At 44.5% G+C, this 20,773-nt stretch carries 19 protein-coding genes; 3 read left to right on the plus strand and 16 right to left on the minus strand.

All coding sequences use genetic code 11. The annotated features are described in order from the left end of the window. Positions 1-19: 19 nt before the first annotated feature. The 7 genes from PR795_RS10985 to hutU all read right to left on the minus strand — a co-directional run bounded on the left by PR795_RS10985 (position 20) and on the right by hutU (position 9,333). The gene (locus PR795_RS10985; RefSeq protein WP_006662885.1) at positions 20-1,702 is read right to left on the minus strand and encodes an electron transfer flavoprotein-ubiquinone oxidoreductase; all 1,683 of its coding nucleotides are present in this window, start codon (positions 1,700-1,702) and stop codon (positions 20-22) included. Between the two features lie 11 nt (positions 1,703-1,713). Further along, positions 1,714-2,664 carry an electron transfer flavoprotein subunit alpha/FixB family protein gene (locus PR795_RS10990; RefSeq protein WP_181480260.1) on the minus strand — a complete coding sequence of 317 codons (951 nt, stop codon included), beginning with the start codon at positions 2,662-2,664 and terminating at the stop codon, positions 1,714-1,716. 14 nt (positions 2,665-2,678) lie between these two features. Further along, positions 2,679-3,434, minus strand: coding sequence for an electron transfer flavoprotein subunit beta/FixA family protein (locus tag PR795_RS10995; protein ID WP_036959939.1), 756 nt, complete (start codon positions 3,432-3,434; stop codon positions 2,679-2,681). 152 nt (positions 3,435-3,586) lie between these two features. Continuing rightward, positions 3,587-5,026: a purine-cytosine permease family protein gene (locus tag PR795_RS11000; RefSeq protein WP_006659044.1), complete on the minus strand. Its 1,440-nt coding sequence runs from the start codon at positions 5,024-5,026 to the stop codon at positions 3,587-3,589. Between the two features lie 267 nt (positions 5,027-5,293). After that, complete coding sequence (locus PR795_RS11005; RefSeq protein ID WP_036959938.1) at positions 5,294-6,430, minus strand: acyl-CoA dehydrogenase family protein; 1,137 nt, start codon at positions 6,428-6,430, stop codon at positions 5,294-5,296. After that, positions 6,427-7,608 (minus strand): CaiB/BaiF CoA transferase family protein, encoded by a 1,182-nt coding sequence (locus PR795_RS11010; RefSeq protein WP_036959936.1) that lies wholly within the window; start codon positions 7,606-7,608, stop codon positions 6,427-6,429. The genes PR795_RS11005 and PR795_RS11010 overlap by 4 nt, the downstream gene beginning before the upstream one ends. Positions 7,609-7,665: 57 nt before the next feature. Then, positions 7,666-9,333, minus strand: a complete 1,668-nt coding sequence (gene hutU, locus PR795_RS11015) for a urocanate hydratase (RefSeq protein WP_006659041.1) — start codon at positions 9,331-9,333, stop codon at positions 7,666-7,668. A gap of 595 nt (positions 9,334-9,928) precedes the next feature. Between hutU and PR795_RS11020 the strand changes: the two genes are divergently transcribed. Beyond that, a complete protein-coding gene (locus PR795_RS11020; protein ID WP_272516837.1) occupies positions 9,929-10,747 on the plus strand; it encodes a hypothetical protein in 819 nt (272 codons plus the stop codon). Positions 10,748-10,819: 72 nt separating this feature from the next. On the opposite strand, the gene livF is transcribed toward PR795_RS11020, so the two are convergent. The 5 genes from livF to PR795_RS11045 form a co-directional block, all read right to left on the minus strand. Further along, positions 10,820-11,521 carry a high-affinity branched-chain amino acid ABC transporter ATP-binding protein LivF gene (gene livF / locus PR795_RS11025; RefSeq protein ID WP_006659039.1) on the minus strand — a complete coding sequence of 234 codons (702 nt, stop codon included), beginning with the start codon at positions 11,519-11,521 and terminating at the stop codon, positions 10,820-10,822. After that, a complete protein-coding gene (gene livG, locus PR795_RS11030; protein ID WP_181480926.1) occupies positions 11,521-12,288 on the minus strand; it encodes a high-affinity branched-chain amino acid ABC transporter ATP-binding protein LivG in 768 nt (255 codons plus the stop codon). The genes livF and livG overlap by 1 nt, the downstream gene beginning before the upstream one ends. Positions 12,289-12,293: 5 nt before the next feature. Then, the gene (locus tag PR795_RS11035) at positions 12,294-13,562 is read right to left on the minus strand and encodes a high-affinity branched-chain amino acid ABC transporter permease LivM (RefSeq protein WP_006662879.1); all 1,269 of its coding nucleotides are present in this window, start codon (positions 13,560-13,562) and stop codon (positions 12,294-12,296) included. Continuing rightward, positions 13,559-14,485 (minus strand): high-affinity branched-chain amino acid ABC transporter permease LivH, encoded by a 927-nt coding sequence (gene livH, locus PR795_RS11040; protein WP_036976084.1) that lies wholly within the window; start codon positions 14,483-14,485, stop codon positions 13,559-13,561. The genes PR795_RS11035 and livH overlap by 4 nt, the downstream gene beginning before the upstream one ends. Before the next feature lie 110 nt (positions 14,486-14,595). Continuing rightward, complete coding sequence (locus PR795_RS11045; RefSeq protein ID WP_006659035.1) at positions 14,596-15,705, minus strand: branched-chain amino acid ABC transporter substrate-binding protein; 1,110 nt, start codon at positions 15,703-15,705, stop codon at positions 14,596-14,598. A gap of 391 nt (positions 15,706-16,096) precedes the next feature. Here PR795_RS11045 and panM point away from each other — a divergent pair, with 391 nt between their 5' ends. Continuing rightward, positions 16,097-16,513: an aspartate 1-decarboxylase autocleavage activator PanM gene (gene panM, locus PR795_RS11050; protein WP_181480262.1), complete on the plus strand. Its 417-nt coding sequence runs from the start codon at positions 16,097-16,099 to the stop codon at positions 16,511-16,513. Then, positions 16,510-16,899: an SMU1112c/YaeR family gloxylase I-like metalloprotein gene (gloA2, locus tag PR795_RS11055; RefSeq protein ID WP_006659033.1), complete on the plus strand. Its 390-nt coding sequence runs from the start codon at positions 16,510-16,512 to the stop codon at positions 16,897-16,899. The genes panM and gloA2 overlap by 4 nt, the downstream gene beginning before the upstream one ends. Before the next feature lie 109 nt (positions 16,900-17,008). On the opposite strand, the gene rpoH is transcribed toward gloA2, so the two are convergent. The 4 genes from rpoH to ftsY all read right to left on the minus strand — a co-directional run. Next, entirely contained in the window at positions 17,009-17,884 is an 876-nt protein-coding gene (rpoH, locus tag PR795_RS11060; RefSeq protein WP_006659032.1) for an RNA polymerase sigma factor RpoH, read from the minus strand. Positions 17,885-18,086: 202 nt separating this feature from the next. Continuing rightward, positions 18,087-19,064, minus strand: a complete 978-nt coding sequence (gene ftsX / locus PR795_RS11065; protein ID WP_006659031.1) for a permease-like cell division protein FtsX — start codon at positions 19,062-19,064, stop codon at positions 18,087-18,089. Continuing rightward, entirely contained in the window at positions 19,057-19,722 is a 666-nt protein-coding gene (gene ftsE, locus PR795_RS11070; RefSeq protein ID WP_006659030.1) for a cell division ATP-binding protein FtsE, read from the minus strand. Before ftsE ends, ftsX begins: the two co-directional genes overlap by 8 nt. Positions 19,723-19,728: 6 nt before the next feature. Beyond that, a partial coding sequence (gene ftsY / locus PR795_RS11075) for a signal recognition particle-docking protein FtsY (protein ID WP_272516838.1) occupies positions 19,729-20,773 on the minus strand: 1,045 nt, incomplete at its 5' end.

Consider the following 20,773-nt stretch of genomic DNA (forward strand, 5'->3'; position numbering starts at 1 on the left):
CATCAACATCACAACAAAACTACATACCTTGATAAATCGGTCCTTCTCCCCCTTGCGGTGCTGTCCACGTAATATTTTGCAGAGGGTCTTTAATGTCACAGGCTTTGCAATGCAGGCAATTTTGCGCATTTATTTGCAGTTTTTCCTGCTGCTGTATATTCACAACTTCATAGACCCCCGCAGGGCAATACCGAGTTTCCGGTGAAGCGTAAATGGATAAATTGACACGAATAGGTATTTCAATATCTTTCAAGCGTAGATGGCAAGGTTGCTCTTCCGCATGGTGAGTATTCGATAAAAATACCGATGACGGCTTATCAAACGTTAATTTACCATCCGGCTTCGGATAAGATATTGGCTCAAATTGGCTTGCAGGTTTAAGCCCTTGATGGTCATCCATTTTAAGCTTTAACGACCATGGGGTGCGCCCTTTTAATAACCATTGCTCAGCCCCAAATAGCAATGATCCGAGCACCAGCCCTTTTTTCATGTAAGGCTTGAAATTACGCGTTTGGTATAACTCATCATATAACCAGCTTTGTTCGAACTTTTGTTGAAACTGGCGGGTAAATTGCGTGTAATCGACCTGATCGTCGGCAAATGCTTCAAATAGTGCTTCAGCGGCTAGCATGCCACTTTTCACTGCGCAGTGACTGCCTTTAATCCGTGCCGCATTCAAGAATCCCGCATCATCCCCTATCAATGCACCACCGGGGAAACTTAATTCAGGCAGAGCAGGTAAGCCCCCAGCAACCATGGTACGTGCACCATAACTGATTCGCTCACCACCTTGTAGAAACTCACTAAATGCAGGATGGGTCTTTAAACGCTGGAACTCCTCAAACGGGGACAAATACGGATTTTCATAATTCAGCCCGACCACCAGCCCCACCGCAACCAAATTTTCCCCGTAGTGATACGCAAATCCACCTCCGTAGGTTTGATTATCGAGAGGCCACCCTACTGAGTGCACCACTAATCCCGCTTGATGCTGCTCTTTAGGGATCTGCCAAATTTCTTTTAAACCTAATCCATAAGTCTGCTTACCACGATTTACCGCTAAGTCGAAATGAGCAATTAACTGCTTACCTAGCTGCCCTCGACACCCTTCTGCAAAGAAGGTCATTTTTGCCAGTAAGTTCATTCCCGCTTGATACATAGCAGTGGGGTTACCCTGCTTGTCTAACCCCATATCCCCTGTGGTCACGCCCATCACCTGTCCTGCATCATCAAAAAGGACATCTGTAGCAGCAAATCCAGGAAAAATATCGACGCCAAGCTGCTCAGCCTCTGCCGCAAGTGCAGCACTGACTTGCCCAAGGCTACCAATCACGTTGCCATGATTTTTCAGGCAGGCAGGTAACAAAGCTAATGGCAGCTTGCTAGCTTTATGCTCCTTGAGCCATAAGAAGCGGTCCTCACCAACGGGCGTGAGTGATGCAGAAACCGTTTGTTGCCAGTCAGGTAATAGCTCGTTAAGACCTCGCGGGTCGATGACCGCGCCCGATAAAATATGCGCGCCGACCTCTGAGCCTTTATCGATTAAGCAGACACTAAGGTCTTTACCTGTTTCGCTTGCGAGTTGCTTAAGACGAATTGCCGCCGATAATCCTGCGGGTCCTCCACCGACAATCAGGACATCAAATTCCATTGATTCTCGCGTCGAAGACGCCGTGATATTGGCACTATTGTCGGTAGTCATGGTGTCCTTCCTTATGCCAGCGCTTTATCAAATGCAGGTAAGATCTCAAACAGATCACCGACGATACCGTAGTCTGCCACTTGGAAAATGGGGGCTTCTGGATCGCGGTTAATCGCGACGATCACTTTGCTCTCTTTCATGCCCGCAATATGTTGAATGGCACCGGAGATCCCAACCGCAATGTAGAGATCAGGCGCAACAATTTTGCCCGTTTGCCCCACTTGGTAATCATTCGGTACATACCCCGCATCCACTGCGGCGCGCGATGCACCTACCGCAGCACCTAATTTATCGGCGATGGTTTCCAATAAGGCAAAATTTTCCCCCGAACTTAAACCACGCCCCCCAGAGATCACCACTTTGGCAGAGCTCAATTCTGCGCGGCTCATCTGCGTTAATGACTGGCTAGTCAGTTCTGAGAGTTGATTTAATTCTGTGACCACTACGGGTTCTATCACTGCGGGGGATTGGGTATCGACGGCACCAGAAAAAGCAGAACTTCTTACGGTGATCACAACTTGATGACCATTGTTTTGTACCGTTGCCAATGCGTTTCCGGCATAAATCGGGCGAACAAACGTTTGAGCATCCACAACCTGAGTAATATCTGAAATCTGAGAAACACCTAACGTTGCAGCCACTCGTGGTGCAATATTTTTACCAAATGTGGTCGCAGGGAAAATGATGTGGCTATACCCTTGTGCGACCGCAGCGACTGCGTTAGTCATTGGTTCCGCAAGGGCATGCTTTAATGGCTCGGCATCCACTGTGATAACTTTTTCTACGCCACTCAGCGTCGCCGCAGATTGAGCAATAGAAGCTATTTGGCTTCCAGCCACGAGGACATGCAAACCCCCTCCTTGTGCAATGATTTCGCGCGCAGCCGTTATGCTGTTATATGTTGAGGATTTAATGGTTTGGTTATCGTGCTCAACAACGACTAAAACGGATAATTGGCTCATATTCAGGCTCCCTATTAAATCACTTCTTTAGCTTGCAGTTCAGTGACTAATGCAATGGCATCATTCAACATAGTGCACTGCCCAGAACGTTTTTTTGGTTCAGTAATACTTAAGGTTTTCACTTGCCCTAATGGGCTGAAGTTCAATGTCGCCACATCAATAATATCTAATTGTTTTTTCTTTGCTTTCATGATGTTAGGTAATGTGGCATAGCGAGGTTCATTTAAGCGTAAATCCGTTGTCACAATCGCGGGTAACCCCATGGATAATGTTTCCAAACCACCATCAATTTCACGGGTAACTTGCAGCCTTGCACCTTCAACCACTACCTGTGAAGCAAACGTAGCTTGGGCGTAGCCTAATAAGGCTGAAAGCATTTGACCGGTTTGGTTGCAATCGTCATCGATAGCTTGTTTACCCAGCAAAATTAAATCCGGCTGTTCTTGGTTAACAACCTGCTGTAAAAGACGGGCGATATCCAATGGCTCTAATACCAGTTCTGCGGACCGTTGAATCAAAATAGCTCGGTCGGCACCAATCGCCATTGCACTACGTAAGGTGTCCTGTGCACTGGCTTCGCCAATAGATACCGCGACAACTTCAGTAGCTTTACCCGCTTCTTTTAAGCGTACTGCTTCTTCTACCGCGATTTCATCAAATGGGTTCATTGCCATTTTTACATTCGCCAGCTCAACTCCTGAGCCATCCGCTTTAACACGCACCTTGACGTTATGGTCAATCACTCGTTTCACCGCGACTAAAATTTTCATAACCACTCCTATCACGCACTTTGTTGCATCTGTTGAATATTTAATTTTTTTAGGATGAAGGAGCCCATAGCAGTGAATTTTTTCACTGCTAGGACGCCATCACTGACTATTTTTATATTTGGAAAATTAAGATGTTATATAAGAAATAAATCTTATTTGGTTTCAGGTAATATCAAACTTGGCGCCACTGACATTGGCCAAATTTTAACAGCTGCATAGTAGATAATGCTGGTTGCCACTAAGCCGACAATCCATGAAATATCCACGCCGCCTAAGCTTTCCACCAACGGTCCGGTATAGAATCCTGTCGCAATAAATGGCATCTGGATCAACACACCTACCACATAAGTGATGATCCCCACCTTATTCCAGCGACCATAGCGGCCATTCGGATTAGATAATTGCGGTACGTCATAACGACCTTTGGTTACCCAGTAGTAGTCCACTAGGTTGATGGCACTCCATGGTGTAAAAAATGCCAATAAAAACAGTAAGAAAGCAGAGAATAATTTTAAGAATGAGTGCTGTCCCGCAAGCCCAAGTATCGTCGAGAAACTCACCATAAGAATAATAAAGAACAGTCGCTGACCGCGGGAAATTTGCTGCTTACCACGGAAACCACACCAAATCGCCGCCATCGACATAAAACTACCGTAAGCGTTCAGCGCAGTGATAGTGACTTTACCGAAGAAAATACTGATATACAGTAGCGCTGCAATTAAACCGGTACTCCCCAGTCCAACAATGTAGGACACTTCGTGACCTGCAAATTGATTGCCTGCCAGCGCGGCGGCAAATACTCCAAGGATCATAGAGGCTTGGGTTCCAATTACTGTACCCGAACCTACCGCTAAGAAAGCTTTAATGGTGGGAGTTTTAGTCGGCAAATAGCGGGAATAATCCGCAACGTAAGGACCGAAAGCAATTTGCCAAGACGCTGACAATGACATTGCTAGCAGGAAATTTGTCCAATCAAAGTGACGGTTTGCCAATAATACAGAGACGTCATTCATATAGAACAAACGGAAGAACAGGTAGAAGAATGCGATAATACCAACGACACTCGCCACTTTACCTAAAATATGAATAATGCGGTAACCACAGATAGTGATACCAATGATCACTATCCCAAAAATCACGATCCCCATCCAGTCGCTAACGTTCAGTAATTGCCCAACGGCTTGCCCTGCTAATACCGTACCGCTAGCAGAGAACCCAACGTACATCATACAGACCAATAAAATAGGGATCACCGCACCATAAACCCCGAACTGAACGCGGCTGGAGATCATTTGCGGTAAACCTAGCTTCGGCCCCTGCACTGCGTGGAGCGCCATTACCGCGCCTCCCAGTAATTGTCCGATAAACAAACCGATCAACGACCAAAATACATCCCCACCCAACACGACCGCTAACGCCCCGGTGACGATTGCCGTGATTTGTAAGTTCGCACCAAACCATAATGTAAACTGGCTCGATAAGGTGCCATGTCGCTCAGATTCAGGAATATAGTCAATGGAACGTGCTTCGATAAGTGGAACGTTATCTTGGCGAGACTGCTTTTGCCCGATGATATCGTTGGAAACTGTCATGGTAACTCCTCTTTAAGCAAGGCTGGCTTAAAGAATGGACCAATTAGCCGTCAGCAATGGATTCTCTATGCGGTTAGGCACAGGCATTTGACGCGATGCGGGTATTTTATTGTTATATCTACCCGTCATTAATAATTGAAATACATTCTTAAACCTGATTGTTGTTGTGTTTTTAAGTCCATGATCCTGTTGTCAGGGTAGTGCTCCTGTTATTACTTAGAAACCCCGATAAGTCCTGTCTTACCTATCGGGTCGAACCTATCAAAATTAAGCGTCGAGAACGGCGCGAGAAATAATGATTTTTTGAATTTCTGAGGTCCCTTCAAAGATACGCAAAATACGGGCATCTCGTACATAGCGCTCTAGGGGTAGATCACGAATATAACCATACCCACCATGTAGCTGTAAGGCCGCATCGGTAACAAAACCCGCACATTCCGCAGCAAACAATTTTGCCGTTGCTGATTGCAAACTAAAACGTTGCCCAGAATCACGCAGTTCAGCCGCATTCCACGTCAACATACGAGCAGCTTCTAATTGTGTGTGCATATCAGCAAGCTTCCACTGTGTTCCTTGGTAGGCGGCCAATGGCTTCTTACCTATTTGGCGCTCTTTCACCCAACCTAATGTGCTCTCCATCGCTGCGCGAGCAATTCCCAGAGAGGTGGCTGCCACTTCCACTCGCCCTTTATCCAAGACTTCCATTGCCGTGTGAAATCCTTTGCCTTCCTCCCCCAATAAAGCCGATTCAGGTAACCAACAGTTGAGTGCTAACTCATAAATAGTGCTACCACGCAGGCCCATGGTTTTTTCTGGGTGAGAAAACGCCACACCTTCAGTGCCTTTCGGGATCATAAATGCACTAATGCCGCGGGCACCCGCCTCAACATCTGTTTTGGCATACAGCACAATGAAATCAGCTTCTTTAGCATTGGTAATATAGTGTTTATTACCACGAATTCGCCAACCACCATTCTCACGGGTGGCGGTTGTGCGCATGTCGGCGGGGTTTGAACCCGCAGCGGGTTCTGTCAATCCAAATGCACCCAGCAATTCCCCACTCGCTGCTTTCGGTAACCAATCATTTTTTTGCGCTTCAGTGCCACCAATCAAGATTGAGTCTGTGGCTAAAAAATGTGCGGTGAGTGCTGATGATGTTGAAGCACACGCTGCCGCCACCGCTTCAACGATCATGCTCATCGCAATGCTACCGATACCAAAACCACCGTATTGCTCGGGTAAGTTAATCCCCCAACAACCCATTTCACCCAATGCAGTTAAGCTTTCCGCACAGAAAATCTCTTCTTCATCATAGCGTTGAGCGTTCGCTTGCAGGATATCGCGGCACACTTTTTCCACAGCATCTACAATCGCGTATTCCGTTTCGTTAATCTCAAAACTCATTGCATCGTCTCCGCACTTTTCATCATTGTTGTTGGCTTATAACGTTCATTGCCTTCCCCGAGAGCTGGGGCTCTTTGGGTCACTTTCGGTTTCACGCCATTAAAGAAAACTGGCTGAGAAATCAGTGGAGTACCGCCATCGTTTAAATGGGTTAATACTTGGCGTACTTGAGCATGCTCACTTTGTGTGGCTTGCTGTAAATTGTGGATTGGTGAAGCAGGTACTCCCGCATTGAGCAGTAAATCGCACACTTCCTCGACGCTTTTTGTTCCTGTCCAATCTTCAATTTCTTGGCGCAATGCGGCTTGGTTAATAGTACGAACAGGGTCATTTAAATAACGCGAATCTTGGGGTAATTCCGGCTTCTCCATACATTCACATAAGCGTTGGAAGAGTTTTTCGCTCGCGATCGCTATCACCACTAAACCGTCTTTCGCTTGGTAAGTATCAAATGGTGTTGAAACTGGATGGCGATTACCCACCAAACTTGGGGCTTTACCATTCGCAAATAAATTCGACAGTCCGGTAAGCTGCATGCTGAGTAAGACATCCACCATCGCCACATCAATATATTGAGCGCCTTCACCGTGACGTTCGCGAGCAAACAGCGCGCTGCTAATCGCCCATGAGGCAAATACGCCTGCGCACACATCACCAATGGATTCACCGCTACGTGTCGGTCCCGATTCGGGGAAGCCTGTCACACTCATCAATCCAGACATTGCTTGTGCCACAATGTCATAGGCTGGGTAACTTGCGAGAGGACTGTTTTGTCCAAACCCTGAAATGCTGGCGTAGATAATATTAGGATTTAGCTGTTTAACACTGTCGAAATCGATCCCAAGACGCTTGGTCACACCAGGACGGAAGTTTTCCACCACCACGTCACTTTCTGTGATCAATTGGAATAAAATCTGACGATCCGCATCCGCTTTAAGATCTAACTCAATACTGCGCTTCCCGCGATTGATCAATCCGTAATAAACACTTTCACCATCAATAAAAGGTCCCAAATGACGGCTATCATCACCGTGATCAGGGACTTCAATTTTGATCACTTCAGCACCCAAATCTGCCATCATTCCGGTGCAATAAGGTCCTGCTAGCACACGGCTTAAATCAATCACTTTGATCCCCGCCAAAGGTCCGTGTGGTTTTTGGGTCGTTGCCGTATTCATTATGAATTCCTTATGTGAGGCTAAAAGGTGCCGACTCTATTGAACCGGCATTCGACATTACTTAACCATCGGCAAGTTAAGCCCTTGCTGTTTCGCACAATGAATAGCGATGTCATAACCTGCATCTGCATGACGCATTACCCCAGTTGCAGGGTCATTGTGCAGTACGCGAGCAAGGCGTTTGTCTGCCGCATCAGTGCCATCACACACAATCACCACACCAGCATGTTGCGAGAAGCCCATACCCACACCACCACCGTGATGTAAGCTAACCCATGTTGCACCACCCGCAGTGTTCAGCAGCGCATTCAGTAATGGCCAATCAGATACGGCATCTGAGCCATCTTTCATCGATTCGGTTTCTCGATGTGGGCTTGCGACAGAGCCGGAGTCTAAGTGGTCACGACCAATCACCACTGGACCTTTCAGCTCGCCATTTTTCACCATTTCATTAAATGCACGCCCTAATCTTTCACGATCTTTCAGACCCACCCAACAGATACGAGCTGGCAAACCTTGGAAAGCAATACGCTCACGAGCCATATCTAACCAATTGTGCAGATGCTTATCATCAGGAATCAGCTCTTTCACTTTCTGGTCAGTTTTATAGATATCTTCTGGATCACCAGACAGTGCAACCCAACGGAAAGGACCAATGCCTTCACAGAACAGAGGACGAATATAAGCAGGCACAAATCCTGGAAAATCAAAAGCGTTACTGACCCCTTCATCTTTTGCCATTTGACGAATGTTGTTGCCGTAGTCAAATGCTGCTGAGCCACGTTTTTGCATTTGCAGCATGGCATCAACTTGCACCGCCATACTTTTCTTCGCCGCTTTAGTCACTTCAGCGGGTGCGCTTTGTTGCTTGTCACGCCACTGAGCTAATGTCCAACCTTGAGGCAGATAACCATGAACGGGATCGTGGGCACTGGTTTGGTCAGTGACTGAATCTGGCGTAATATTGCGTTTAACTAACTCGCTATACACATCCGCCGCATTACCTAATAAGCCGACTGACACTGGCTGACCGCTCGCTTTCGCTTCTTCGATATAGCCTAGAGCCTCATCCAAAGACGTCGCTTTTTTATCGACGTAACGCGTTCTTAAACGGAAATCGATACGGCTTTCATCACACTCAACCGCTATCATGCTAAAGCCTGCCATCGTTGCGGCTAATGGCTGAGCGCCCCCCATTCCACCTAAGCCCCCCGTCAGAATCCAACGACCCGCTGGGTTGCCATTAAAATGCTGTTTTGCGAGTGAAACAAAGGTTTCATAAGTGCCTTGAACAATCCCTTGTGAGCCAATGTAGATCCACGAGCCTGCTGTCATCTGCCCGTACATCATCAAGCCTTTACGATCTAATTCGTTGAAATGATCCCAGTTAGCCCAATGGGGTACGATGTTTGAGTTAGCAATTAACACTCGCGGAGCATCTACATGCGTTGGGAATACCCCCACCGGTTTACCTGATTGCACCAGTAAGGTTTGATCATCTTCGAGGTTTTTTAATACGTCTAAAATTTTGTCGTAGCATTCCCAATCGCGGGCGGCACGACCAATTCCACCATACACAACAAGACTTTGTGGATGTTCGGCAACATCAGGATCTAAGTTGTTTTGGATCATGCGATATACGGCTTCGGTCAGCCAACTTTTGCAGCTCTTTTGGCTACCGTGCGGGGCACGGATCACACGTGTTGCATCTGTACGGTTTAACATTATTTTATCCCCTATCCATCCACTTGGTTTAACGCAAAATTAACAATTTTGGTTATTTATCATTGTTGAGATCATGGCGAACAGACAGTTTCTAGGCAGTGAAAATATTAAAACTTACTTTTATTATCAATAAATTAAATAAAAATAATAATGGCTAGATACTGTCTTTCTGCTTGGTTTGCTTAGTTGATAATTAAATATATATACATTTAGTTCACAAAGTATATACATTTAAATTTGAATTTTTGTCTCAACAGTGGAGAAGGAAGATGAAGAAAAGTTAGACAACAATAACTAGGATGCTGTTTCTACACAGAAACTTGTATATACATTTAAATTTTTATGCAGAAACAAGCAAATAACAGAAATGAGAGAAACCTCACATTAACTACGCAGCAGTTACAGCCGATACACACCTTTTATGCTTACCACCACTTATTAGTAGCGAATAAGTTATACTTTTATATAACTACACTCATCACTATACATAGTGGATATAAGAGATTCGCTTATCATTCTTTTTTGCAATATTTAATAAGCTAACTCGTTTAATATACGATCAATTCATGATTAATTAATAAACTATGGAACAATTATGTCTAAATTAAATCAAGTTTCAAACCCATCAATTTATTCCGCCAATCAATCAGAAAATACAATTAAAAATAACCATATAAAAAAAACCAATCAAAGCAATCTCTCTTTTTGGGATAAATTTAAAAATTCTTTAAAAAAAGAAATACCCGCAGTAACGCAATCCAATACTCAATACCAAGCTACGCAATTTTTAAATGAAACTTTTGAAATTCCTAAAATAGCGGAGATGGAAACTAAAGATAGCGCGGTCGTTTATCAATGGAATGAAACGCTAGAACCCTACCTACCAAACAGTGCAGACCAGCGGATTGAAACTCATAATCCTAGAGATGCAGATAAACTACCAGAACAATTTCTCAAGGATTTCAATCGCATAAACTACACCATGACATGTTTAAGTTTAGAAATGCCCGAATTTAGTAACCAATTTACGCAAGAAGAAAGATTGCGATTTTTGATTGAATTTGTCACATTTCCACACGCGGAAAAACTGTGCCAAATTGCCCATCAAGGCCATCTTGCAGAGCCTTATATTACTCTGACAATGAAAAATAAAAATTGTGACTATATTATTCCTCAGTCAAAAGAAAATGATAAATTAACGATTAATATCGAGAAAACGGAAGATAATAATTACATCATCACTTCTAGAAATGAATATTATTTAAAGCAAATACAACCAGAGAAAATATTAGAAAATACGGTACTTTTTACCGAGAGAAAAAGTTACCTAGTCAGTCATAATAATGGTGAATTAACTCAAGATCCAAATAAGAATGATTTATTAACCATAAAAATCACTCAGAAGTATAATTAATCTCTATGAAATAAAATACCCCATAAATATCTAATCTATTTTATGGGGTATTTTTATCCAAATAATATTAGATTATCCACCTAAATATGCACTACGCACGGCTTCATTTGCTAATAATGATTTTCCAGTATCTTCCAGAACAATATGCCCATTTTCTAGCACATAACCTCGATCAGCCAGTTTCAAAGCTTGGTTAGCATTTTGCTCCACAAGGAATATGGTCATCCCCTCTTCCCGTAGCTGCAAAATTGTGTCGAAAATTTGCATAATAATAATCGGAGCCAACCCAAGAGATGGCTCATCCAGAAGCAATAACTCCGGCTGACTCATCAAGGCTCGCCCAATAGCCAGCATCTGTTGCTCACCACCCGACATGGTTCCTGAACGCTGGCTGCGGCGCTCATGCAACCGAGGAAATAGCGAATAAACGCGATCGATACGCTCATGGTACTGCTGGCGATCCGCGAAAAAACCGCCCATGGCGAGGTTCTCTTCGACGGTCATACGAGAAAAGACCCGACGACCTTCTGGCACCAATGCAATGTCTTTACGCATAATTTGCGGCGTCGGGAGCTGAGTAATATCCACCCCACGATAAAGTACCTGACCGGATGATGCTCTAGGATCGCCACATAAAGTACTGAGTAGCGTCGTTTTCCCTGCTCCATTCGCGCCAATCAGGGTGACTATTTCCCCTTTTTGTATATTCAAGCTGACGTTATGCAGCGCCTGAATTTTCCCGTAATGGGTGGAAACTTGTTTAAATTCCAACATTAATAAGCTTCTCCCAAATAGGCTTTGATGACATCAGGATGCTGCCGAATTTCATTGGGTGTACCATTCGCCAAAGGCGTACCTTGGTTTACCACATAAATACGGTCAGAGATCCCCATCACCAATTTCATATCATGTTCAATCAATAAAATAGAGACGTTATGGTGGCTACGTAATTCGGCAATCAGCTCATCCAGATCGTTAGTTTCTTTGGGATTCAGTCCTGCTGCGGGCTCGTCCAACATCAAAATTTCAGGGCGTGTCACCATACAGCGTGCTATTTCCAAGCGGCGCTGCTGACCATATGCCAAGTTACCAGCTTGACGATTCGCAAACTCGGAAAGATTGACGCGCTCTAACCAGTTCACCGCGTTATCCAATGCTTCCGCTTCTGCTCGACGAAATGCGGGCGTTTTTAGTAATCCTGAGAAGATGCCACTTTTAAGATGCTGATGCTGAGCAACCAGTAAATTTTCAATAACCGTCATCTCTTTAAACAAGCGAACATGCTGAAAGGTACGGATGACGCCTAGGCGAGCAATAGCTTGCCCTGGCAGCCCTTCAAGGTGTTTATTACGATACAAAATAGCCCCGCTGGTTGGCTTGTAAAACCCGGTTAAACAGTTAAATATCGTGGTTTTACCCGCACCGTTGGGACCAATCAACGAGACAATTTCCCCTTGGTTTAGCGTGAGCTCTACATTATTCACGGCTAATAAACCACCGAAACGCATCGTTAAGCCACTTACTTGCAATAAAGGTGTCATTGATATCATGCTCCGCCTCCTTGTGCGCTTTTCAGCTTCATTTGGCGGCGCTGCATCGGTAATAAGCCTTGTGGGCGCCAGATCATCATTAACACCATCAATGCACCCAGCAGCAGCATGCTATATTCGTTCAGATCGCGCATCATTTCCCGTGAAACCACTAAGATGATCGCCGCTAAAATCACGGACATTTGCGATCCCATTCCCCCGAGTACCACGATCGCTAACACAAACGCAGATTCAGCAAATGTGAAGGACTCCGGACTGATAAAGCCTTGCCGTGCAGCAAATAATGCACCTGCGAACCCTGCAAATGTTGCACTGATGGTAAAGGCGGTTAATTTTATACGCGTTGGGCTTAACCCTAATGATCGACACGCAATCTCATCTTCGCGCAGCGCTTCCCACGCGCGCCCTAATGGCATACGCAGTAAACGGCTTATCACGATTAACGTGAGCACGACCAACAGTAACGCGACAAAATAGAGGAAAATGATCCGGTCACCGGGGTTATAATCCAACCCAAAAAAGTGGTGAAATGTATCCCATCCATCCTTTGCTGTACGGCTAAACTCTAAACCAAAAAAGGTGGGTTTTGGCAGTTGGCTAATCCCATTCGGTCCCCCTGTGATGTCCGTATTATTTAATAATAAAATACGGACAATCTCCCCAAATCCGAGGGTCACAATTGCTAAATAATCCCCTCGCAGCCTCAGAACAGGGAAGCCCAATAACAACCCAGCTAATGCCGCCGTTAAGCCGGCAATCGGTAAGCTTTCCCAGAAACCGAAATCATAATAGTGATTAAGTAAGCCAAAGGTATAGGCGCCGATAGCGTAGAAGCCCGCATAGCCGAGCACCAATAACCCGGATAACCCAACAACCACGTTTAAGCCTAACCCCAGCATCACGTAGATTAAGGTTAATGTGGCAATATCGACGCTACCACGAGAAACCATAAAGGGCCAAATAATGGCACCAACAATAATGGCAATGCCGATAATTTTTTGTCTGAGCGAGCCGCCGTCAAAATCTGGTAACGCCCACGATTTTTTAGGCACGCCTTGCCACACTTTGCTTAACGCGGGGCGAATTAATTGATACACAAAGATAATGGCGATGCCGACGAAGATCCAATTCCAACGAACGTCTCCCCCAGATTCCACAATCAGCTTAGTGCCATCGAGGCCTAATTTTAGCCCCATCATAAATACCGCTAAAATAAAGAAGGTGACGGAGGCAATAATGGCGCTGATCCAATTTTCTTTTCTCATACTTTTTCGACCTCCGGGCGACCCAGAATGCCAGTTGGCATGATCAACAGAACACCAATCAATAAACCAAATGAAACGACATCTTTGTATTCCGTGCTTAGATATGCAGAGGTCATCGCTTCCGCAACCCCCAGAATCAAGCCGCCTAGCATTGCGCCAGGAATACTACCGATTCCGCCTAACACCGCCGCGGTGAACGCTTTCATTCCTGCCATGAAGCCAATATATGGGTTAATGACCCCATAAAATTGCCCTAATAACACACCCGCCACTGCCGCCATCGCTGCACCGATCACAAACGTCAGGGAGATCACACGGTCAGTGTTAATGCCAAGCAAGCTCGCCATTTTTAAATCTTCCGCACAAGCACGGCACGCACGCCCCATACGGGAGTAGCGGATAAACAGGGTTAATGCCAGCATGGCAAGGAAAGTCACTATCCAGATAGTGAGCTGCATTTTGGTCACAATGGCAGAGAAGCCATCACTTTCACCAATGCTCCACTGTCCGGTGATCAAACTCGGTAATGCCAGATCTCGTGATCCTTGAGATAAACTGACGTAATTTTGTAAGAAAATAGACATCCCGATCGCAGAGATCAGCGCAATCAAGCGTTTAGAATGGCGAACTGGGCGATAAGCAACTCGTTCAATGCTCCAACCGTAGGAACTCGATACCACAATGGCTGCAACAAAGGCTGCCGCAACAAGGATCCAGCCCACATCAATACCGAGCATCATTAAGCCCGCGATAACAATGAACGAAACGTAACTACCAATCATATACACTTCGCCATGGGCAAAGTTGATCATTCCGATGATGCCATACACCATGGTATAACCGATAGCAATCAGCGCGTAAGTGCTTCCTAATGTTAAACCATTGAGGAATTGCTGAATAAAATACAGAATTTGGTCTGACATAAGATTATCCTTTCAAACTACTGTCCCTCTATGGAGAGCAGAAGCTGGAAGCCTGTTTCCAAGCCTCCAGCTCATCACTGAATACTCAATTTCTCAATCAAAAATGAGAATTACTCTTGTGCAGTAGAGGTTCCGTCTTTGTGCCATTCAAACACACCGAATTCGAAACCTTTCAGGTCACCATTTGGCTGCCAGCTCAATTGCCCCATCACAGTATCCACTGGGTTTGCTTTTAAATCTTTCGCAAGAACGTCGGGTTCCTGACTTCCTGTGCGCTGCATTGCCGTGGTTAAGCCTTGAATTGCCGCATAGGTTGTCCAAACAAACGGTCCTGTCGGATCTTCTTTTTTGTTTTTAATCGCATCGACGATGGGTTGGTTAGCAGGTACTTGATCATAACGTTTTGGTAACGTCACCAGCATTCCCTCGGATGCATCACCCGCAATATTAGAAAGTGAAGAGTTGCCGACACCTTCAGGTCCCATAAAGCGAATATTCAGACCTGATTGTTTCGATTGACGTAAAATTTGCCCCATTTCTGGGTAGTAACCACCGAAATAAACAAAATCTACGTTCTCTTTTTTCAGCTTAGCCACCAGCGCAGAGAAATCTTTATCTCCCGCGGTAACCCCTTCAAACATCACTTCTTTCACACCCGCTTTGTTCAGACTTTCACGCACTGAACGTGCTAAACCTTCGCCATATTGTTGTTTATCATGAACCACAGCAATGCGTTTCGGTTTGATTTTTTCGATAATGTATTTTGCTGCCGTTGGACCTTGGTCAGAATCCAATCCTGTGGTACGCATGATTAACTGATAACCTCGCGTAGTTAAATCAGCATTGGTTGCAGCAGGGGTAATCATCAGAACGCCTTCATCTTCATAAATATCTGAAGCTGGCTGAGTGGAAGAGGAGCACAGGTGCCCAATAACGTGTTTAATGCCATCGTTAATCACTTTGTTGGCGACGGCAACCGCTTGTTTTGGATCACACGCATCATCATATTCAACAGCAACAAGCGTATCCCCATTAATGCCACCTTTAGCATTGATATCTGCAATTGCTTGGCGAGCGCCCGTAAATTCCATATCCCCATACTGTGCCACGGGACCCGACATTGCGCCCACGACTGCGATTTTAATCTCTTTCGCCCATCCGGCTGGACTTAATGCCATTGCGATACAACCTGCTAATAATGCTTTATTACTATTCTTCATTCGTGCGTCCCCGCCATCAATATTGTGTGTATGATTGTGAGTGTTTGTGATTGATTTATAATCAATTATTATCGTTGACAGGTTCAATGCCTGATATTTCAAAACATAGCCAATAAGGCTATATATTTCAGACCATTAAACAAGAGAATTATGCTAAATAGCAAATGAATAGAGTAGGTATTTACATCAATTACAGAATAAAAACCTAATGATAAAACGTGTATTTTTTGTAAATACTAGTGTTATATTCCAGTTAAATTTAGCTTAATCCGAGTGAAACTCGGAAAATGCAGAGAGACCAAATTTTTCTCTTTAAAATTAAAAAATCGGTTACAGATCACTCTGCTGTTAGAATAGCGTGTAACATGCACCATGAAATGGATCAAAATAAATGAGACTAACCATCATTCCTCTGGTCAATCCTACTGAGCAACAGTACATCGACCTCTCGAAGATCTGGATAGACCAGAATCGGTCACAGCTTATCCAAAACCTTGAGTCTGGCGTGCAATTTTATGGCGCTCGTTTTAATGAAAGATTACTCGCAGCCGCTAAAGTGTCTATTCATCAACAACAAGGGGTTATTTATGATTTTAATGTTCGTGAAGTGACACGCCGACGAGGTGTAGGCTTGTACCTTTTACAAGAGATTTGCCGTCAATTACCTGAAATTCACACTTGGATCTTTAACTTGCAAGGTATCGAACCACAAAACAAAATCGCCCTAGAACAATTTCTTTCAGCCTGTGGTTTTCGCCCAACAGAAAACGATCAAAACTGGCAGGGACATATCGAGCCATTAATATGAAACTTAATAAAATTCATCACGTTGCTATTATTTGTTCTGACTTTACTCAGAGTAAGCATTTTTATTGTCAGATCCTTGGGCTACAGCTACTCTCGGAACATTACCGCCCAGAAAATGATTCATGGAAAGCAGATTTAGCTTTTGGTGAGCATTATCAAATTGAACTGTTTAGTTTTGCAAACCCGCCAAAAAGGCTCAGTTATCCAGAAGCCGCAGGTTTACGTCATTTAGCGTTTGAAGTGGATAATATCGAGGAGTGGATTGCCTATTTGGCAAAAAATCAGGTGATTTGTGAGGCGGTACGCCTTGACCCTTATACTCAGAAACGTTTTACCTTCTTTGCAGACCCTGATGGGCTACCGTTAGAGCTCTATTCCCGCGAATAAACGTTATGACTGAATAGTGGGTGAATGAGTTATCTGCATTTATATTCCATGCTAATGACAGCAAAAATAAATGCAGATAATCTTTCATGCAGATATCCTATTGAAAGGATTACATCTCGTCGTCTTCATCTTCCATAGCCAGACGAAGTTTCTTCATGGCATTTTTTTCAAGTTGACGAACACGCTCAGCAGATACACCGTACTTATCAGCAAGTTCCTGCAATGTGGTTTTATTGTCATCATCTAACCAGCGAGCACGGATAATATCTTGGCTACGCTCATCGAGCGATGCTAATGCATCCGCTAAGCGGTCAGTTGCATGACTTTCCCAGTTATCATCTTCAATGGTATTTGCAAAGTCTGAAGCCTTATCCTGCAAATAAAGCACAGGTGCAACTGGACCGCCGAAATCACCACTATCATCGTCGTCGGACATGTCAAATGCCATGTCCTGCGCTGCCATACGGGATTCCATTTCGAGTACATCTTTTGTACTTACGCCCAGTTCTTGTGCAACCATATTGACTTCATCTTGGTTAAACCAACCAAGACGTTTTTTATTCTTTCTTAAATTAAAGAATAACTTACGTTGAGATTTTGTCGTGGCAACTTTAACAATACGCCAGTTACGTAGAACGTATTCATGAATTTCAGCTTTGATCCAATGTACCGCGAAAGAAACCAAACGGACACCCACTTCAGGGTTAAAACGACGCACAGCCTTCATCAGACCGATGTTGCCTTCCTGAATTAAGTCAGCTTGTGGCAAACCATAACCTGCATAGCTACGCGCAATGTGAATCACAAAACGCAAATGAGATAAAATCAGTTGCTTAGCAGCTTCGAGGTCACCATCGTAATGCAGCCGTTCAGCAAGTTCCTTTTCTTCCTCTGCGGTCAGCATAGGGTAAGCATTGGCAGCTCGCATATAAGCTTCAATGCTTCCTTGTGGAACAAGCGCTAATGATTGCATATCTTTGGTCATTAAGATCCTCTATGAATTGTACTGAAATGGGAGAGATTCGATACAGACAAACCGTAGTTTATCAGCTTAGCCCCGTTAAATAAATTATATACAAGAATAGTTAACAGCAGGTCAATATCTGACACTTAATTAGAAAAGAAGTTCGCAGAATTTCAGTTTTTCCATCGGTGCCAATACGTTAGCACCGATGGAATAAATAACATTATTCAGGTCTGAAATGACGTAAATGTTGTAATGTTGCCAGCCATGCGGCTACCCAACCCACAATCGCAGACATTAGGATAATCAGCAAGGATTCTTCCCACAATAGCCCTTCAATGTGGAATTGTGTCCCGAATACACTCGCAACTTGCGCCACTAGATCCGATAGCTGCCACACTAACAAAAACGTCATAATAAGGGCAATGACCGCACCGAGGGCGCCTAATACAACTCCGCCATTTAAGAATGGACGCATAATAAAACCATCGGTTGCCCCAATGAGTTTCATCACATTAATCGTATCGCGACGAGCAAAGATATTTAACCGTACGCTGTTTCCAATCACTAAAAACAATGAAACAATCATCAAAATGCCAATCACAGATGCTACTTGCCCCACTAACCTCGTTAGTGCCGCTAACCGAGAGAACCAGCTATCATCCATTCGCACTTCTTCAATACCGTTAACTTGACTTACGCGGTCACGCAGTGTTGTCAAAGCATTAGATCCTTCAAAGTCCAATTTTGGCGTAATGATCGCAACGGCAGGAAGTGGATTTTCTTCTAACATATCTAAGGCGGTACTAAAGCCAGACCAGCTACGGAATTCAGATATCGCTTGATCACGAGATAAGTAATTCACATGCGCGACACCGTCCAGAGCTTCCAGCTGAGTCACTACATTTTGTCCCCCTTGTTCATCGAGAGACTTATCCAAATAGACTGTCAACTGAGGTGTCGGATACCATTGCTCAGCTGCTTGGGAAACGTTTTTCCAAACGATATAACACAAACTTGGCAGCGCTAATGAAATAGCAATCACCATTACCGTCAAAAAGGTTGCCAAAGGCTGCCTTAGCATATCAGCTAACGCATTTAACCAAGAGTAGCGCCACTGTTCACGCCAACCACCTTTGAGTGCTTTGCTTTTCGATTGCATGGTACGTTCAGGCTTCGCTTTGCGGACATTCTTAGCCATGTTGACCTCCAAGCATTCGACCTTCGCTTAAGGTCAAAACACGTAAGTGACGACGTTCAATCAACGCAATATCGTGCGTTGCCATTAAGACAGTCACGCCGACACGGTTAAATTCTTCAAATAAACGCATAATTCCTTCAGATAATTCGCTATCAAGGTTACCCGTTGGCTCATCGGCTAAAAGCATCGTTGGTTTATTCACCACCGCGCGTGCAATACCGACTCGCTGCTGCTCACCACCAGATAGCTGAATTGGAAAGTTTTTCGCTTTATCTAACAGACCGACTTTATCGAGTGCGGCGCTAACACGACGGCGAATATCTTCACTACTCGCACCTGAAATAATCAAAGGCATCGCCACGTTATCATAGACAGTGCGATCATAGAGCAGATGGTGATCTTGGAAAATCATACCGATCTGTCGACGCAGAAAAGGGATCTCTCTGTCTTTTAGTCGGCTGATATCGTGACCATTAAACAGAATATGACCCGCACTTGGGCGCTCAATACCGCAAATCAGTTTGAGTAATGTACTTTTACCTGCACCTGAGTGACCCGTTAAAAATGCCATTTCGCCAGGGCGTAGATGAAAATCTACCCCTTGAAGCGCTTGGCGGCCACCGCGATAAGCTTTACTAACATGTTCAAAGCGAATCATCGAAAATTATTCCTCTCGGGCAAATAGAGCCTCGATAAAGTCATCGGCTTTAAATGGACGTAAATCTTCAATACCTTCCCCAATACCAATATAACGGATTGGAATACCAAACTGGTCGGCAATTGAGAAGATCACGCCACCTTTTGCAGTACCATCGAGCTTTGTCAGTGTAATTCCTGTTAACCCTACGGCGTCATTGAAAATTTTCGCCTGACTAACCGCATTTTGTCCAGTGCTAGCATCGAGTGTGAGCATGATTTCATGAGGTGCTGATTCATCAAGCTTTTTCATCACACGAACGATTTTTTTCAGCTCTTCCATTAAGTGAGCTTTATTTTGTAAGCGCCCTGCCGTGTCTGCAATCAAAACATCCGCGCCTTTTGCTTGGGCTGATTGAATCGCATCATAAATCACCGAAGCAGGGTCTGCCCCAGTATGTTGAGCGACAACGGAAATTTTATTACGCTCACCCCATACTTGCAGTTGTTCCACTGCCGCAGCACGGAAGGTATCACCCGCAGCCAACATCACCGATTTGCCTTCAGATTGATACTGACGCGCTAATTTACCAATCGTGGTGGTTTTACCCACGCCGTTGACACCAACCATAAGAATAACATAAGGTTTTTTACCTTCGATCACTAATGGTTTATCCACGGTAGATAAAATATAAGACATTTCTTCACGCAGCTTGCCATACAACGCTTCCGCGTCTTTTAGTTCTTTACGGGAAGCATGATGGGTTAAATTATCAATAATTTTACGGGTAGTTTCGACACCAACATCCGCAATTAATAACTGCTCTTCCAGCTCATCAAAAAGGTCGTCATCGATTTTTTTGCCTTTAAATAAACCGAGAAAACCCGAACCAAGATTCTGACGCGTTTTTAATAAGCCTTTTTTCAGGCGACTAAAAAAACCTTCTTTCTTTGGTTTTTCTTGTACGATTGGCTGGGCATTTGCGGCTTCTTCCGCTTGTCTTTGCGCTTCTTCTTCCGCAAGACGTGCAGCTTCCGCTTCTTGACGCTCACGCTCTGCTTTTTCTTCAGCA

It is taken from the genome of Providencia sp. PROV209, from assembly GCF_028479485.1.
GTDB lineage: Bacteria > Pseudomonadota > Gammaproteobacteria > Enterobacterales > Enterobacteriaceae > Providencia > Providencia alcalifaciens.

Coding starts and splice junctions, on each gene's coding strand:
- PR795_RS11000 (WP_006659044.1), bottom strand. CDS start 5,026: ATGACAGTTTCCAACGATATCATCGGGCAAAAGCAGTCTCGCCAAGAT.
- PR795_RS10990 (WP_181480260.1), bottom strand. CDS start 2,664: ATGAGCCAATTATCCGTTTTAGTCGTTGTTGAGCACGATAACCAAACC.
- panM (WP_181480262.1), top strand. CDS start 16,097: ATGAGACTAACCATCATTCCTCTGGTCAATCCTACTGAGCAACAGTAC.
- livH (WP_036976084.1), bottom strand. CDS start 14,485: ATGTCAGACCAAATTCTGTATTTTATTCAGCAATTCCTCAATGGTTTA.
- PR795_RS10985 (WP_006662885.1), bottom strand. CDS start 1,702: ATGACTACCGACAATAGTGCCAATATCACGGCGTCTTCGACGCGAGAA.
- livG (WP_181480926.1), bottom strand. CDS start 12,288: ATGACACCTTTATTGCAAGTAAGTGGCTTAACGATGCGTTTCGGTGGT.
- ftsX (WP_006659031.1), bottom strand. CDS start 19,064: ATGGCTAAGAATGTCCGCAAAGCGAAGCCTGAACGTACCATGCAATCG.
- PR795_RS10995 (WP_036959939.1), bottom strand. CDS start 3,434: ATGAAAATTTTAGTCGCGGTGAAACGAGTGATTGACCATAACGTCAAG.
- PR795_RS11045 (WP_006659035.1), bottom strand. CDS start 15,705: ATGAAGAATAGTAATAAAGCATTATTAGCAGGTTGTATCGCAATGGCA.
- PR795_RS11035 (WP_006662879.1), bottom strand. CDS start 13,562: ATGAGAAAAGAAAATTGGATCAGCGCCATTATTGCCTCCGTCACCTTC.
- PR795_RS11010 (WP_036959936.1), bottom strand. CDS start 7,608: ATGAATACGGCAACGACCCAAAAACCACACGGACCTTTGGCGGGGATC.
- PR795_RS11005 (WP_036959938.1), bottom strand. CDS start 6,430: ATGAGTTTTGAGATTAACGAAACGGAATACGCGATTGTAGATGCTGTG.
- gloA2 (WP_006659033.1), top strand. CDS start 16,510: ATGAAACTTAATAAAATTCATCACGTTGCTATTATTTGTTCTGACTTT.
- livF (WP_006659039.1), bottom strand. CDS start 11,521: ATGTTGGAATTTAAACAAGTTTCCACCCATTACGGGAAAATTCAGGCG.
- ftsE (WP_006659030.1), bottom strand. CDS start 19,722: ATGATTCGCTTTGAACATGTTAGTAAAGCTTATCGCGGTGGCCGCCAA.
- PR795_RS11020 (WP_272516837.1), top strand. CDS start 9,929: ATGTCTAAATTAAATCAAGTTTCAAACCCATCAATTTATTCCGCCAAT.
- rpoH (WP_006659032.1), bottom strand. CDS start 17,884: ATGACCAAAGATATGCAATCATTAGCGCTTGTTCCACAAGGAAGCATT.
- hutU (WP_006659041.1), bottom strand. CDS start 9,333: ATGTTAAACCGTACAGATGCAACACGTGTGATCCGTGCCCCGCACGGT.